General features: G+C 57.5%; 14 protein-coding genes. 13 read left to right on the top strand and 1 reads right to left on the bottom strand.

Features of this window, described 5'->3' with window-relative positions; translation table 11 throughout:
* Positions 1-2 precede the first annotated feature (2 nt).
* The 11 genes from miaB to GWA01_RS03155 all read left to right on the top strand — a co-directional run bounded on the left by miaB (position 3) and on the right by GWA01_RS03155 (position 12874).
* Complete coding sequence (miaB, locus tag GWA01_RS03205) at positions 3-1397, top strand: tRNA (N6-isopentenyl adenosine(37)-C2)-methylthiotransferase MiaB (protein ID WP_146793942.1); 1395 nt, start codon at positions 3-5, stop codon at positions 1395-1397.
* Complete coding sequence (locus GWA01_RS03200) at positions 1391-2560, top strand: PhoH family protein (RefSeq protein WP_146793940.1); 1170 nt, start codon at positions 1391-1393, stop codon at positions 2558-2560. The genes miaB and GWA01_RS03200 overlap by 7 nt, the downstream gene beginning before the upstream one ends.
* Entirely contained in the window at positions 2529-3020 is a 492-nt protein-coding gene (gene ybeY / locus GWA01_RS03195) for an rRNA maturation RNase YbeY (protein WP_146793938.1), read from the top strand. Before GWA01_RS03200 ends, ybeY begins: the two co-directional genes overlap by 32 nt.
* Entirely contained in the window at positions 3017-3955 is a 939-nt protein-coding gene (locus GWA01_RS03190) for a hemolysin family protein (RefSeq protein ID WP_146793936.1), read from the top strand. Before ybeY ends, GWA01_RS03190 begins: the two co-directional genes overlap by 4 nt.
* A gap of 58 nt (positions 3956-4013) precedes the next feature.
* Entirely contained in the window at positions 4014-4643 is a 630-nt protein-coding gene (locus tag GWA01_RS03185) for a thioredoxin domain-containing protein (protein WP_146793934.1), read from the top strand.
* On the top strand, positions 4644-5270 hold the full coding sequence (locus GWA01_RS03180) for a thioredoxin domain-containing protein (protein ID WP_146793932.1): 627 nt from the start codon (positions 4644-4646) through the stop codon (positions 5268-5270).
* A 29-nt stretch (positions 5271-5299) separates the two neighbouring features.
* Positions 5300-9823: an AAA family ATPase gene (locus tag GWA01_RS03175; RefSeq protein WP_146793930.1), complete on the top strand. Its 4524-nt coding sequence runs from the start codon at positions 5300-5302 to the stop codon at positions 9821-9823.
* Between the two features lie 110 nt (positions 9824-9933).
* Positions 9934-10620, top strand: coding sequence for a metallophosphoesterase (locus GWA01_RS03170; RefSeq protein ID WP_146795468.1), 687 nt, complete (start codon positions 9934-9936; stop codon positions 10618-10620).
* Positions 10610-10930: a chorismate mutase gene (locus GWA01_RS03165; protein WP_146793928.1), complete on the top strand. Its 321-nt coding sequence runs from the start codon at positions 10610-10612 to the stop codon at positions 10928-10930. The genes GWA01_RS03170 and GWA01_RS03165 overlap by 11 nt, the downstream gene beginning before the upstream one ends.
* The gene (locus tag GWA01_RS03160) at positions 10930-11445 is read left to right on the top strand and encodes a SixA phosphatase family protein (protein WP_146793926.1); all 516 of its coding nucleotides are present in this window, start codon (positions 10930-10932) and stop codon (positions 11443-11445) included. Before GWA01_RS03165 ends, GWA01_RS03160 begins: the two co-directional genes overlap by 1 nt.
* Positions 11446-11560: 115 nt before the next feature.
* Entirely contained in the window at positions 11561-12874 is a 1314-nt protein-coding gene (locus GWA01_RS03155) for a citrate synthase (protein ID WP_146793924.1), read from the top strand.
* A gap of 3 nt (positions 12875-12877) precedes the next feature.
* Here GWA01_RS03155 and GWA01_RS03150 read toward each other — a convergent pair whose 3' ends face one another.
* The gene (locus tag GWA01_RS03150) at positions 12878-13162 is read right to left on the bottom strand and encodes a hypothetical protein (protein ID WP_228118305.1); all 285 of its coding nucleotides are present in this window, start codon (positions 13160-13162) and stop codon (positions 12878-12880) included.
* A gap of 109 nt (positions 13163-13271) precedes the next feature.
* Here GWA01_RS03150 and GWA01_RS03145 point away from each other — a divergent pair, with 109 nt between their 5' ends.
* Complete coding sequence (locus GWA01_RS03145; RefSeq protein ID WP_186819440.1) at positions 13272-14021, top strand: orotate phosphoribosyltransferase; 750 nt, start codon at positions 13272-13274, stop codon at positions 14019-14021.
* Between the two features lie 62 nt (positions 14022-14083).
* Complete coding sequence (locus GWA01_RS03140; RefSeq protein WP_229316030.1) at positions 14084-14857, top strand: glutamate racemase; 774 nt, start codon at positions 14084-14086, stop codon at positions 14855-14857.
* Positions 14858-14865 lie beyond the last annotated feature (8 nt).

The raw sequence follows: 14865 nt of genomic DNA, 5'->3' as shown, positions 1-14865 counted from the left end.
TCGTGACCGCCCAGCCTTCATCTCCTGCTGTTCCTGCCCGCCATGGCCTCCATGTCATTACATGGGGGTGCCAGATGAACGTGTATGACAGCGCCCGCATGGCTGATGTTCTGCGCCCTCTGGGTTATGGACCCGTGGAGCGCCCTGAAGATGCGGACATGATCATCCTCAATACGTGCCACATCCGCGAACGCGCCGCCGAAAAGGTCTTTTCGGAGCTTGGACGTCTGAGAAAAATCCGCGAGGCACGCGAGATTGATGGACGCAGCACCATCATAGCCGTTGCCGGATGTGTTGCGCAGGCGGAGGGCGAGGTCATTCTCGCCCGCGCACCTTATGTGGACCTCGTACTCGGCCCGCAGACCTATCACCGACTGCCAGAAATGGTCGCACGCGCGGCGCGTGCAGGTGGCGCAGTCATCGACACGGATTTCCCGGTAGAGCAGAAATTCGATTTCCTGCCGGAAGCAGCCGCACCACAGACCGCCGGAAACCTGACGGCTTTCCTGACCATTCAGGAAGGCTGTGACAAGTTCTGCTCGTTCTGTGTAGTCCCATACACACGCGGCGCAGAAACAAGTCGCCCCGTTGCGTCGGTTTTGGCCGAAGCCCGCCGGATGGTGGCAAGTGGCGTGCGCGAGATCACGCTTCTTGGCCAGAACGTCAACGCGTATCATGGTGATGACGGCAATGGTGGCAGTGCTACGCTTGCAGGCCTTGCTGCTGATCTGGCCGCCATCCCAGGACTGGACCGCATCCGCTACATGACGTCTCACCCCCGAGATGTAGATCAGTCCCTTATCGACGCTCATCAGGATAACGCAGCACTGATGCCGTTTCTGCACCTTCCCGTGCAGAGCGGATCAGACAAGATCCTGAAAGCCATGAACCGCGGGCATACGTCAGATGAATACCGTGAGACCGTTCGCCGTCTTCGCGAGGTTCGCCCGGATCTGGCCCTGTCTTCGGATTTCATCGTCGGGCACCCCGGCGAAAGCGAAGAAGATTTCGAAGCAACGATGCAGTTGATCCGCGATATCGGGTTTGCAATGGCTTACAGCTTCAAATACTCCCCCCGCCCTGGTACACCGGCAGCAGGTCAGCCGCTACAGGTTGCGGAAGATATCAAGGACCGTCGTCTTGCAGAAATGCAGGCACTCCTGCGTGAGCAGCAGGATGCGTTCAATGCCGACATGGTCGGCACAACGCAGGATATCCTGATCACCGGAAAAGGTCGTAAACCCGGCCAGCTTTCCGGGCGTTCTCCTTACCTCCAGCCTGTTCACTTCGAAGGACCCGAAACACTTATCGGGTCGATCGTGAAGGTGGCAATCACCGAACGCCTCACGAATTCTCTTGGTGGAACCCTGATCCGGGAGACAGCCCCCGCTTGCTGACAACGCCCCCCACCCGTCCCGTCGCCACGAATAGTGGCCCCGAAGGTGCACGCACCACCGTGCTGCGCTTCAGCGATAACATTCTTCTGCAAAGGCTGCTGGGTGACCATGACCGGCACCTTTCCCGGCTTGAGCAGGGCTTTGACGTCAAGCTCTCATGTCGTGGCAACAAGATCGCGATTGCTGGTGAATCCGAGGCCGTATCGCGTGCGCAGGCAGCAATCATTGCCCTGTACAACCAGATCGAACAGGGCGGTAATATTGACAGCTCACAGATCGACGGCGTCATCCGCCTGACGGCCCTGCCAGCGAGGCGCCCTCGCCCGCCCGCAGAAAACCAACTTCCAGCGGATATGTTCGAGCCGCGGAAATCACCAGAACGCCAACCGGGCTCCCCAAAACCGGACGCTGTTGCCGGTCGTGGGCTGAACGGGCTTCCTGAGATCCGCACCAAACGCGGCGTTATTGCCCCCCGTTCCCACGGTCAGGCTGCATATATGGAAATGCTGGCCAAGACGGAGATGGTCTTCGGGATTGGACCGGCCGGGACGGGCAAGACCTATCTCGCTGTGGCACAGGCCGTGTCCATGCTTCTCGCAGGACAGGTGGACCGTATCGTCCTCTCGCGTCCCGCCGTTGAAGCGGGTGAGCGTCTGGGATTCCTGCCGGGTGACATGCGCGAGAAAATCGATCCTTACCTGCGCCCGCTCTATGATGCCCTGCATGACATGATGCCTGGCGATCAGGTGGTCAGGCGCATGGGAACGGGTGAGATAGAAGTCGCGCCGCTTGCCTTCATGCGTGGACGCACACTGGCACATGCCTATGTCATTCTGGACGAAGCCCAGAACACCACACAGGCCCAGATGAAAATGTTCCTAACCCGCATGGGACAGGGGACACGCATGGCCATTACAGGGGATCTAAGCCAGGTCGATCTTCCTCGTGGGGTCACTTCTGGCCTGCGTGAAGCCGTCGAGACACTGGACGGAATCAAGGGAATCGGTATCACAAGATTTGCATCAGAAGATGTCGTGCGTCATCCACTTGTGGGGCGCATCGTTGATGCATACGAACAGAAAGCGCCTGCCGGCAGGGACTTCTCCCGCGACCGGCCGCGCCGGGAAGACAATGGAACCGCCAAGTCGACACGCCGGTACTGACATTATCATCGAGGACGCCCGATGGCGCGCCTCGGTTTCGGACCTCGAGCGCACGATCCGGCGTGCGCTCACCGCATCTACCCGACAGGGTGGGCCGGATTTCTCGCAGGTCCCTGCCCCCTCGATCGTGCTGTCGGCAGATCGGGTGGTAAAGCGGCTGAATGCCCGCTTTCGTGGCCGTAACAAGCCAACCAACGTGCTTACTTTCGAACCGCTTTCGCCCCTGCACGGGGGAGATATCGTGCTGGGTTTTGAAACCGTTACCCGTGAAGCACAGACAGCCGGACGATCTGTACGCGCGCACCTGTCTCATCTGGTTGTCCACGGTGCCCTTCATCTGGCTGGCTATGACCATCATCACCCCGGAGAAGCCCGAGAAATGGAAAGCGTCGAGACGCGGACAATGAGGTCCCTCGGCTTTGCAGATCCCTGGCGTCAGGGCGGGAGTGTCCGGATATGAGCGATTCAAATGAACGCTCTGATGATCAGGGCAAGAGCAAAAATCGCGGTCTGTTCAACATCTTCGGCAAACGCGGGCGTGATCAGGGCCTTCGCGATTCGATTGCAGCCCTTGTTCATGAAGCATCCCAGCCTGGTGATGAGCCAGGCGACGAGCCTGAACTGGATCGTCAGGAGCGTGCGCTCATCACCAATGTCCTGCGCCTGCGCGAGATCACAGCCGACGATGTAATGGTACCTCGGGCGGACATCATCGCCATGCCGGGAAGCATCTCGTTTGAAGATGCGCTCGCTATGATGCGCCGGGAAAATCACTCCCGCCTGCCCGTTTATCGAGAGCAACTCGATGACATCGCAGGCATGATCCATGTGAAGGATCTGGTGGCCTATGTCGGCGATCCGGAAGCCTTTGACCTGAGGACACTCCTACGCCAGCCTCTGATGATCGCCCCGACCATCCCGGTTCTGGATCTGCTGCTGCAGATGCGCCAGCGACGGATGCACATGGCGCTCGTCATCGACGAATACGGCGGGATCGATGGTCTCGTTACGATCGAAGACCTTATCGAGACCATCGTGGGCGATATTTCGGATGAGCATGACGATCCGGTTACCATCCCCTGGATCGAGCGACCTGACGGCTCGTTTGATATCGATGCCCGCCTTCCCGTTCGTCAGCTTGAAGAACGCCTCGGCGCCGTTCTGACCGATGCAGAGCGCGAAGCCGAGATCGAGACGGTTGGTGGCCTTGTTTTCCGTCTGGCAGAGCATGTCCCTGCACGGGACGAGGTTCTGACCCATGAGACAGGCCTCGAATTCCGCGTTCTCGATGCTGATGCACGCCATATCCGCTCTCTGCGGATGCGCGTTCCTCATGACTGGGAAAAGCGACCCATTCCCACACTCAACGGACAGGATGAAGACCACGGGTCTTGACGACTGCGCCCGTTCGTCGTTCTGACTACTTCACCCTGTTTGCATCGGAGCCCTGCCAATGACTATCGGACGTCGTGCTTTTCTTGCTGCCGGACCGCTGCTCGTGGCGTCTGCTTCGATCCCTCGGGCATGGTCTGAAGGCGCAGATGGCACGGCAGGAGATCTGCGCATGACGCCACGCGTCATTGGCAGTCCCGATGCGAAGATCACGGTACATGAGTGGTTTTCCCTCACCTGCACCCATTGTGCCCACTTCTCGGAGACCATCTTTCCCGAAGTGAAGACAAAACTGATCGATACCGGAAAAATCCGCTACCGGTTCCATGATTTTCCGCTCGATCAGCTTGCGCTTCTGGCAGCCATGGTTGCGCGCTCTCTTCCTGTAGAACGTTACGAATCCTTCGTGTCGTCCCTTTTTTCCAGCCAGATGCAATGGGCTTTTTCGCAGGGCGTTGATCCTGTCGCAGAGTTACGCAAACACGCAGCACTCGCGGGCATCAATTCTGCAGAATTTGATCGCATCAACGCTGACGATGCCTTCCGGGAGGCCATCGTCAACAAGCAGGACCGGGATGGCGCATTTCTTCAGATCAACAGCACCCCGCATTTTCGTATCAATGAGACGCCCGCTCCGGATGCGTCTCTCAGCTACGACGACTTCGCCAAAGCAGTAGCAAAGGCTTCCTGAATGACCCGTATTCTCAAGATTTCACGCCGAGCCGTTCTCACGAGCGCTCCTGCACTCGCCATCGCAGGCACCGCTCATGCAGCGGATACAGCTCCGACCGATCCGCGAATGTCTCCCCGCATCATTGGCAACCCGGATGCCAAGATTCTGGTTCAAGAATGGTTCTCTCTGACATGCACGCACTGCGCACATTTCAGCACAAGTGAATTTCCCGAGGTCAAGGCCAAGCTCATCGACACAGGCAAGATCCGCTATCAGTTCCACGATTTCTGCGGCGATCAGGTGGGCCTGACGGCAGCTATGGTTGCACGTTCGCTGCCTGAAGAACGTTACGTTCCTTATATCGAGGCCCTGTTTTCCAGCCAGATGCAGTGGGCTTTCGCGGCCGGTGGAGATCCGATGCAGCGTCTGCAGCAGATGTCAGCTCTCGCAGGCGTATCTGCCGCACAGTTTGAGACGATCCGCAACGACAAGGCATTTGCCGAGGCCATGTTCAATCAGGTCCAGAAAGACGCGGACACGTACAAGATTGAAGGCACGCCTTACTTCCGCTTCAACGACACCCATTACGATCAGGACCCCGAGACCTATCAGAAGTTCGCAGATCTCGTTTCCAAGGCTTCCTGAGCCTTAATCCGGACTGCGTTCACTCTGATATGTCGAGCCGTAAAACGACGATCAGTCGCCTTTCCATAGGCGGCTTCAAAAGCTTCGCCGATGAGGTGCGTCTCGACATTCTCCCTGGCCTTACAGGTATCATCGGGCCAAATGGCTGCGGCAAATCCAATGTCGTGGAAGCCCTCCGCTGGGCAATGGGCGAGACGTCAGCGCGCGCCCTGCGTGGTGGCGAGCTAGACGACCTGATTTTTGCCGGAACCAACGCCCGCCCCGCCCGCAATCTGGCTCAGGTAACACTACACCTGACCGATGCGGCCGGGCTTGCTCCTGCTCCTTTTCAGGATTCAGAAGAACTTGAAGTGTCACGCCGGGCAGAGCGTGGGTCCGGAAGTGACTATCGCATCAACGGCCGCTCCACCCGAGCGCGCGACGTTCAAACCCTGTTCGCAGACCTCGCTTCCGGCGCACGGAGTTCGGCAATTGTCAGTCAGAACCGTGTCGGCCAGCTCATCAATGCCAAACCTGAAGAGCGCCGCCTCCTCCTGGAAGAAGCGGCTGGTATCACCGGTCTGCATGCACGCCGCCATGATGCGGAACTCAAGCTCAGACAGACCGAAAACAACCTTGCCCGCGCAGAGGACCTTAGGCTTCAACTGGAAGAACGACTGGTTAGCCTGGAATCCCAGAGTGTGCAGGCCAGAGCTTACCGGGAACTTTCAAACCGCCTTCGCGAAGCGGAAACACAGCTTCATTCTCTTCTACACGCCCGGGCAAATGCTGCCGTCAATCAGGGAATCACGGACCTCGCCAAGGCACGGCAACGCCTTAAAGAGGCAGAAGCTGCCGCCGAGAAGGCGACCATCGCCGATTTCGAGGCCAGACAGGCCACCCCAAAGGCTCGCGAAGAAGCCGACCGCCTCCGCATGGCTCTTGAGAGGCTGACAGTCCAGACAGAGACTGCGAAGACAGATCTGGATCGCGCGCGGCAGGGTCATGCAGATGCACAGGCGCGTCTTCAGCAGGTGCAGGAGGATTTCCAGCGCAGTTCATCCACATTAGAGCATCTGCGCGCCACGCAGGCTGAAACAGCGACAGAGCTTGAAAACGCCACGACAGAACAGGTCGCTCTCCCCGATAGCCTCAACCAGCTCCGGGAGAGCATCTCGGACCTTACCCAACGCCTGAAACTCGCCAGTGCAACGCTGGAACAGGCAACACGCGAACGCGATGCAGAGGCGGTCCGACGCGACGGCCTAACCAGCGCCTTCGATACATTGTCCATCCGGCTTTCCACGGAATTTTCTGCTGTTTCGGCCTTACGGGCGGAACTGGACACGCTCGAACGTAACTGCCCGGATGAAAAGACCCTTCATCAAGCCGAAACAGAAGCAGACCTCGCAAACATCCACCTGGACAAGGCTCGCAGCGCACTTTCCCAGGTCGAGACTGACCTTCAGAATTCGCGCCTCTCAATGGAACTTGAAGTGCGCGCCCTTGCTGAAGGGGAAAGCCGGCTCGTCGAAATTCAGGCGCAGGAAAACGATCTGAAGGCGCGGCTGGAAAACCTTCAGGAGCGCTTCAGACAGAGCAACGAAGCAAGACAACAAACTGCCTCAGCGCTCTTGCCCATCGAGAAAAGACGGGCTCTCGAAAATGATCTTTTGCGCCTGAAGGAAAGTCTTGCACACGCAGCGGCCGAGGAAAGTAGGCTCCGTGATGAGCAAGACGCCTTGGGCAATGCGTGGCTCGAAGCACGCGCGGCGGCCGAAGAAAGTGCGCAACGTCAACAGGCATTCGCCCGCGAGCACCAATCTGCCCTCCAGCTCGTTCAAAGCCTGAAACTGCAACTGGCTCAGGCTAAACAGGCTCTTGAGACCGCCCGCGCAGCCCTGATCCCAACCATTGAGTTTCAGAAGGCAGGCGACGAGGCAGAGCAGCTTGAACAAGAGTTGTCTGCCATACAGAACACGTTGACTGATACTGAAACGGCACTGAGTGCTGCAAATCAGAAAGCCGATGCCACTCGAGCAGCCCTTTCTGATCTAGAGAGCCGTCACATCAGGGCCACAGGGGAATGCGAAGGACTTGAACAGAGCCTTGCCGCTGCAAAAACGCAACCTGATGCTTTGGAAGATCATCTGTCATTTCCAGATGATCTGGCCCGCGCAGTTGCGAGTGCTCTGGCAGATGGTCTGGACGCCTCACTCGCCCCGGATGCAATTCCGGCTGACCGACGCTGGAAACACCTCGCAGACCTACCGGAGACGGCCTTCAGCGGAGGGATATCGCTTGCAACCCTGATAGATGCTCCGCCTGCTCTCAGGCGTTGCCTCGGGTCTATTTTTTTACTGGAAGACGAATCAGACGGCCCGTCTCTTCAGAAAAATCTGACGAAGGGTCAGGCTCTGGTCGGCAAGAGTGGCGCGCTCTGGCGTTGGGATGGCTTTATCCGTAGCCCGAATGCACCCGACGCCGGCGCTGCGAGGCTGGAACAGAGGCGAAAGCTCGCCGCGGCAAAAGCAGTACTCCTTGAGAGCGAGACATTGCTGCCAGCCGCGCGTCAGGCTGCCCTCTCCGCTCTGAGTGAGCGCACGGCCTGTGAAAATCTTCTCAAGGAACAGCGCGCAAAACGCGGGCAGACAGAGCCTCAACTGGCGAACGCACGCAGCCGGGTTGCAGATATCGAACGCCGGGCAGCCCTCTCCCGTGGAATTTTTGAACAAGCCGAGAGGCGCGTAACAGAAAGCGAAAATGCTCTTCAAGAAGCTGACACACGCCTGAATACAGCACAGCAGGCACTCTCCTCACTGCCCGACCCTGCGACCTTCACCCAGGAAGCAGAGACACGCGCGAAAGCCGCACAGGATGCGCGCAGCGCAGTTTCAAAGGCATCGGAGCATCATCAGAACGTTCATGCCCAGCATGACGAAAGCGCCCGACATCTGGATCAAGCAGTGGTTCGCCATGAAAGCGCAGCGATACGCCTTTCTGAACTTGATGCCGCGCTAGCCAGGACAAAAGAAGAAACCGAAGAACTTTCGGGCCGCCTGCTGGACATTCTGCACTCCACGAGCCGTCCGGACATTCTTGCCCTTATGGAAAAATCAAAGGCAGCTCAGGAGCGATATGAGGTATTCGGCAACGATACACAGCGCGCTTCAGATTGCCTTTCCAAGGCGATAACGCAGGCAGATGGGCGCCGGGAAGCATTACAGGCGCTGAACCATTTGATCGCAACGTCTCAGGCACGTCGTGAAACGCTGCTTCCACGTCTGGCCACCCATGAGGACCTTCTGCGACAACTCCAGCATCAGCACACTCAGGCTGAAGCCAATATCCTCGCTCGACCTGATGCCGCCCTGCTGGAACAATCCGTTCTCAGCGCCACGGAAACGGTGGAAAACCTCCGTGAGACACTTGAAAAAAATCAGTCCGAAGCGTCTGAAATGGCGTTGGGTGAAGTGCGCATTGCTGGGCAAGTATCTGCATTGACAGCGCGTCTGGCAGATTTAGAGCAACAGATCAGTGCCGCAAACCTGACCCACACAGAACTCACGGCACGACGCGGAATTCTCCAGCATGAACATGAAAAGGCCAGTACGGAGCCCGAACATTTTGAGGAAATACTCGCCCAGCGGGAAAAAGCGCTGACTGATCTCCGTGATGAGTATGTTATAGCCCGCGAACAGGATGAAGCCGCCGCAAAAGCTGGAGCGGAGACCCAAAAGATATGTCGGGAGGCCGAGCAGGCCCTTGCAACTGCTCGTGAAGCCATTGCCACACTGACAGAGCGCGCCGACCAGGCCAAAGCCGCGCGTGACCGTCTTCTCAGCGAAAGTGAACCACCCCGGGGCGGAGAGATTCCTTCAGATCTTTCCGATCAGGCGGAAAGCAGCCTCCGACGTCGCATTTCAAAAATGACGCGCGAACGCGATGATCTGGGCGCGGTAAACCTGCGCGCAGACATTGAATATCAGGAAGCGCGTGAAACAGCAGAAACGATTGCACGTGAACACGCAGAACTGACCGCCGCCATCAGCAGGTTGCGCGGCGCGATCGGTAGCATCAACAAAGAAGGCCGAGAGCGTCTTGTTGCTGTCTTTACCGAAGTGGACAGGCACTTTCAGTCTCTATTTTCCCGAATGTTCGGGGGCGGTCGTGCACATCTTGGCATGGTGGGAAGCGACGATCCGCTCGAAGCCGGTCTGGAAATATTCGCCCAGCCCCCCGGCAAGAAACTCTCCACCCTTTCCCTGCTCTCGGGCGGAGAGCAGGCGCTGACCGCCCTATCCCTGATTTTCGCGACTTTCCGCTGCAATCCTGCCCCGATATGTGTTCTGGACGAAGTAGACGCACCACTGGACGACGCGAATGTCGAGCGCTTCTGTTCGTTACTTGCAGACATGACAAAAGAGGCCGGAACACGCTTTCTTGTTGTAACGCATCACCAGCTTACCATGGCCCATATGGACAGACTGTTCGGCGTTACGATGCAGGAACGGGGTGTCAGCCGAATTCTTTCCGTGGACCTTGGACGTGCGGCACAGATGACAGGCGGTTGACGTTCTGTTGCGAAAATCCGACATTATCGTTCCACCAGTCCCGACGTCTGTCAGACGGAGCAGTGAGAGATCGTACCATCTTTGCGGAACCCGCCTTCTCCGAACCCATTCTGACCCGTATCCGCGAACGCGGCATACGTGTAGTGGGAGACGTGCACGGCGATCTGAATGCTTTCCGTCATGCAACAGCCACTGAGCGTTTTGTAATCCAGCTTGGTGATCTGGTCGATCATGGACCGGATAGCGCCGGCGTTCTGGAACTGATGATCGACCTGATCGACACACGGCGCGGCCTTTTTATTCTTGGAAATCATGACCGCAAGCTGGGCCGCGCCCTCGAAGGCCGACGCCTCAGGCGAGACCCTCCGCTCGAAGAAACCCTACGCCAGCTCTCAGACCCGGAATATGACACCCTGCGCCAGCGGGCTTATGAAGAAATTGCCGGTGCTCCGGTCTGGGTGAGGCTTGGCAACTCTCTTTTCGTACATGGCGGTTTTCACACCGCGATGCTTTCCCTTCCGCCCATGACCGGGCTTGGAGATATGTCGGCCCCACTCTCCCGAGCCCTTTTTGGCGAGACAACCGGACGCATGCAGCCGGATGGTTATCCCGAGCGTCGACTGAGCTGGATCAACCGCATCCCCGAAGGCATGACTGTCTATGTCGGGCATGATCGTCGCTCAACGGACGGTCGCCCCTGGCGCCGTACCGGCCGACTGGGCGGGACAGCCGTCTTCACGGATCTGGGCGCCGGGAAAGGTGGACACCTTGCATGGATAGACATTAATGACCCCTGAGACCAACACACCTCTTGCTGAACTTGAACGCCTGCGCGCCAGTATCGACAATATTGATGCGGCACTCATTTACATGCTGGCAGAGCGCTTCCGTTGCACCAAGGATGTGGGAAATCTCAAAGCCCACGCAGATTTGCCTGCAGCAGATCCTGCACGCGAACAGCGCCAGATCGAGCGTCTGCGCAATCTGGCAAACGATGCCCACCTTGATCCGGATTTTGCAGAGAAATTTCTCTCGTTCATTATCCGTGAAGTCATTCGTCATCATGAAGCCATTGCCGCCAAGGCAAGTGAAAACAACGCTTCCTGATGACAGAGCGGCGCCTTGTCCTGTTGCGGCATGCTGAAGCTGGACCGCACCTGCGCTCAGATGCGGGAGACAGGGCGCGCCCTCTTACCGAGAAAGGCTTTCAGCAGGCCACGACTGTCGGACGTCAACTGGCGCTTCTTGCTCCAGATACGCCCATGGAAATATTGTGCAGCCCGGCTCTGCGAACGCAGCAGACAGCTGCGGCTGTTCTGGAAATCCTTCCTGCAGCCACAGATCCTGTTTTCGAAGACCTGATCTATGGCGCCACAGTGGATGATCTCTATGGCCTGATCCATGCTGTCTCCGAGGACATTCAGACCGTCATTGTGATCGGACACAACCCCACCATAGGGGCGCTGGCCTATGAGCTTCTGGGCCCAGCAATACACATCCCTGCCTTCAGCAATCTGAGAAACGGCTACACTCCTGCGAGCATGACCATTTTCAGAACCGAGGCGCTCTGGCACGATATCCGCCCGTCGACCGTTCAGGCCGAATTCCTCATTACCCCCTAAAGCTGCCCGATACCTGAATTTCCAACGTTCAAGCTGGAACAGTCTCTGGGAAAAAACAAAGCTTGCAGATAAGCTGTCCTCATCATCTGCCGCTCAGGGACTGGTCACTTTTCTGATGGAAAACAACAAAAACACGTCCGCATCGCTGCATGTTGAATCTGCAACTGGTGCTGCAGGTGCAACCCTGCCAGTGCTTGACGGGTCCATGGGACCATCTGTCATTGATGTGAGAACCCTCTCGCAACAGACGGGCATGTTCTCTTTCGATCCAGGATTTGGTGGAACAGCAGCCTGCACCAGTAGCATTACATTCATTGACGGCGATGAAGGCGTCCTGCTGCACCGGGGATATCCCATTGAAGAACTGGCTCTGAACGCCAGTTTTACCGAGACTGCCTATCTTCTTCTTTACGGTGCGCTTCCAACCTCCGCGCAGTACCATGATTTCTGCACGGATATGTACACGCACCGCATGCTCAACGAGCAGATCCGGAACTTCTTCAACGGCTTTCGCCGTGATGCCCATCCGATGGCCATTCTGTGTGGGACCGTTGCAGCACTTTCCGCGTTCTACAACGATGGGCTTGATGTCTCCCGCGCCGAAGCCAGAGATCTCTCAGCGCGCCGCCTGATCGCAAAAATTCCAACCATTGCCGCTTGGGCATATAAATACACTATCGGAGAGCCGTTCATCTATCCGGATGAAGCGATGCCCTTCTCCGAAAACTTCCTGCACATGCTGTTTGCCCGCCCCGGAAACCACTACAAGGTGAACCCGGTTCTCGCGCGGGCCATGGACAGGATCCTAATTCTGCATGCCGATCATGAACAGAATGCCTCAACCACGACTGTGCGTCTGGTTGGCTCTACAGGGGCAAACCCGTTCGCCTGCATTTCAGCGGGTATAGCCGCGCTGTGGGGCCCCGCTCATGGGGGCGCAAACGAAGCCGCGCTCGCAATGCTGGAATCGATTGGAACGCGCGAAGGCATTCCGGCTTTCATGGAAAAGGTGAAAGACCGCAATTCCGGCATACGCCTCATGGGGTTTGGCCATCGCGTCTATAAGAACTTCGATCCACGCGCCAAAATTCTTCAGGCAACCTGCCATGAAGTTATTGAAGAACTGGGGCTGGATCGTGATCCGCTTCTGGATCTTGCCATGGAACTCGAACGTATTGCGACCGAGGACGAATATTTCGTCAGCCGTGGCCTTTATCCGAATGTGGATTTCTACTCCGGCCTGATCCTCAAGGCACTGGGAATACCGACCTCCATGTTCACCGTGCTGTTCGCGGTCGCGAGAACAGTCGGATGGGTCAGTCAGTGGAAAGAGATGAGCGAAGATCCGGCTGGGCGCATCAATCGCCCGCGGCAGCTCTATGTTGGAGAAAAAAAGAGGTCCTTCACACCGATGAAGGACCGGGACTGAAAGTCAGCAGTCGCAGCCGCGGGTACGCCCGCGGTCCTGGCGGACGACATGATGATCAATCCACTCCGCAACCAGGCGGCGTGCTTCAGTCAGTGACGATTCAGGGTGGTGAATGCGATACAGCGTCGTGCAGGCAGCAAATGCCTGCATATCCGGCTGTCCCACATCACGCAGTTCCTGATAGGCCGTAATGACGGCGCGTTCGCATTTCCGTCCGATCCGGCTTGTCTCGATGCTCACTTTGGGGTCCTGACACGTAAGAGACGTTGTTATGAGAATCACTCTCATAAAAGGGTCTGCCATCAGGTGCAAGAAGACAATGAGAGATCGCTTTTCCCCCCTACCCTTCTGCGGCCCGGACCGGTAAATCTCTGGGAGAAATTCTTTGGAGAACGTGATGACTGAAACCGGCGATACCCCCCAGTCCAGCCGCCATACGCAGTGGGATCGGGATGCAGCCCTGACCACGGCCCGTATCCTTCTTGAGATCAAGGCGATCAATTTTCGCCCGGAAGATCCCTACACGCTGACCTCCGGCTGGAAGTCGCCTGTTTATATCGATTGCCGCAAGATCATCTTCTTCCCCCGCGCCCGCGTGAAGATCATGGAACTGGCAGTTGAGAAGATCGGCCGCCATATCGGCTACGAGAGCATTGACGCCGTTGTGGGCGGTGAGACCGCTGGCATCCCGTTCGCGGCCTGGATTGCAGACCGTATGATGACGCCCATGGCTTATGTCCGCAAAAAGCCCAAAGGCTTTGGCCGTAATGCCCAGATCGAAGGCGACGTTCCCGATGGCATGCGCACCCTTCTTGTGGAAGATCTGACCACGGATGGCGCATCTAAAATCCGCTTTGCCAACGCCCTGCGTGATGCTGGCGCCATCGTTGATCACACTTTTGTGGTCTTTTTCTATGGCGTCTTCCCGGGGGCACACAAAACCCTTTCCGACATGAACATCTCCCTGCACTCTCTGTGCACTTGGTGGGATGTTCTGGAGGCATGTGCTGGCGGCAACTATTTCTCTGACCGCGACAGCGCAGAAGTGCGCCGTTTCCTTGAAGACCCCTGCGGCTGGTCCAAAAAGCATGGCGGTGTTGGCAGCGCAGAAGAAGCACTGGCACTCAAGGCGAAAGCCGAAGGCTGATGCCGCAGGGCCACTCAGCCCCTGCCATGCGGGTTCTGATATTCGATTCCGGAATCGGCGGTATGGGTGTCGTGCAATCACTGCGCGACACCCATCCAACCCTACATATTGACTACCTGGCAGACACGGCGCTCTTTCCTTACGGTGAACAACCCGATGCGCCACTTACGCTCAGAATCGTCTCACTGCTCAAATCTGCCTGTGACAGGCTGCTGCCTGATATTCTGGTCGTTGCATGCAACACAGCCAGCACCATTGCGCTTCCCGCACTGCGTGAATGCCTGAAGATTCCAGTGGTCGGATGTGTGCCACCCATTCGCTGGGCCGGACGCGTCTCCCAAACCCGTACAATAGGTCTGCTATCAACATCAGCTACTGCACGCAGACCCTACATCATAGATCTGCATCAACGCTTCGCCGCAGATTGTCGCTTGCTGACACACGGCGCGCGCGGCCTTGCAGACCTGGCGGAGCGAGCCTTTCTGGGGGAGCCGATTGCCGATGATGATGTCCGGCGCGAGCTACGGCAGCTTTTCCAGCAGCCTTTCGGAACCGAAATCGATACGATTGGTCTGGGCTGCACGCATTACACATTTTTGATGCCCGCATTCACCCGACTGGCGGACCAGCCAGTTACATGGCTCGACCCGGCTCCTGCAGTGGCACGTCAAGTTGGCATGGTGATGAGTCAAATCGCGCAGGAAGATCGCAATGCCCGATCCGCACGCCTGCTCATGACCAAGGCTCCGTCGGATTGCATAAGGCTCGAACGGGCTGTCGAGAGGCTGGGATTTACGTCCTGGGAGGTCTTCTCCCCAGTCAGTATCCCAGCCTAAGCGTATCG

Source organism: Gluconobacter wancherniae NBRC 103581 (assembly GCF_007988885.1).
Classification (GTDB): Bacteria; Pseudomonadota; Alphaproteobacteria; order Acetobacterales; family Acetobacteraceae; genus Gluconobacter; species Gluconobacter wancherniae.
The sequence above is the reverse complement of the archived record's forward strand: the minus strand, read 5'-3'. Positions and strand labels throughout refer to the sequence as shown.

Coding starts and splice junctions, on each gene's coding strand:
- ybeY (WP_146793938.1), top strand. CDS start 2,529: ATGGAACCGCCAAGTCGACACGCCGGTACTGACATTATCATCGAGGAC.
- GWA01_RS03190 (WP_146793936.1), top strand. CDS start 3,017: ATGAGCGATTCAAATGAACGCTCTGATGATCAGGGCAAGAGCAAAAAT.
- GWA01_RS03185 (WP_146793934.1), top strand. CDS start 4,014: ATGACTATCGGACGTCGTGCTTTTCTTGCTGCCGGACCGCTGCTCGTG.
- GWA01_RS03180 (WP_146793932.1), top strand. CDS start 4,644: ATGACCCGTATTCTCAAGATTTCACGCCGAGCCGTTCTCACGAGCGCT.
- GWA01_RS03175 (WP_146793930.1), top strand. CDS start 5,300: ATGTCGAGCCGTAAAACGACGATCAGTCGCCTTTCCATAGGCGGCTTC.
- GWA01_RS03165 (WP_146793928.1), top strand. CDS start 10,610: ATGACCCCTGAGACCAACACACCTCTTGCTGAACTTGAACGCCTGCGC.
- GWA01_RS03160 (WP_146793926.1), top strand. CDS start 10,930: ATGACAGAGCGGCGCCTTGTCCTGTTGCGGCATGCTGAAGCTGGACCG.
- GWA01_RS03155 (WP_146793924.1), top strand. CDS start 11,561: ATGGAAAACAACAAAAACACGTCCGCATCGCTGCATGTTGAATCTGCA.
- GWA01_RS03150 (WP_228118305.1), bottom strand. CDS start 13,162: ATGAGAGTGATTCTCATAACAACGTCTCTTACGTGTCAGGACCCCAAA.
- GWA01_RS03145 (WP_186819440.1), top strand. CDS start 13,272: ATGACTGAAACCGGCGATACCCCCCAGTCCAGCCGCCATACGCAGTGG.
- GWA01_RS03140 (WP_229316030.1), top strand. CDS start 14,084: ATGGGTGTCGTGCAATCACTGCGCGACACCCATCCAACCCTACATATT.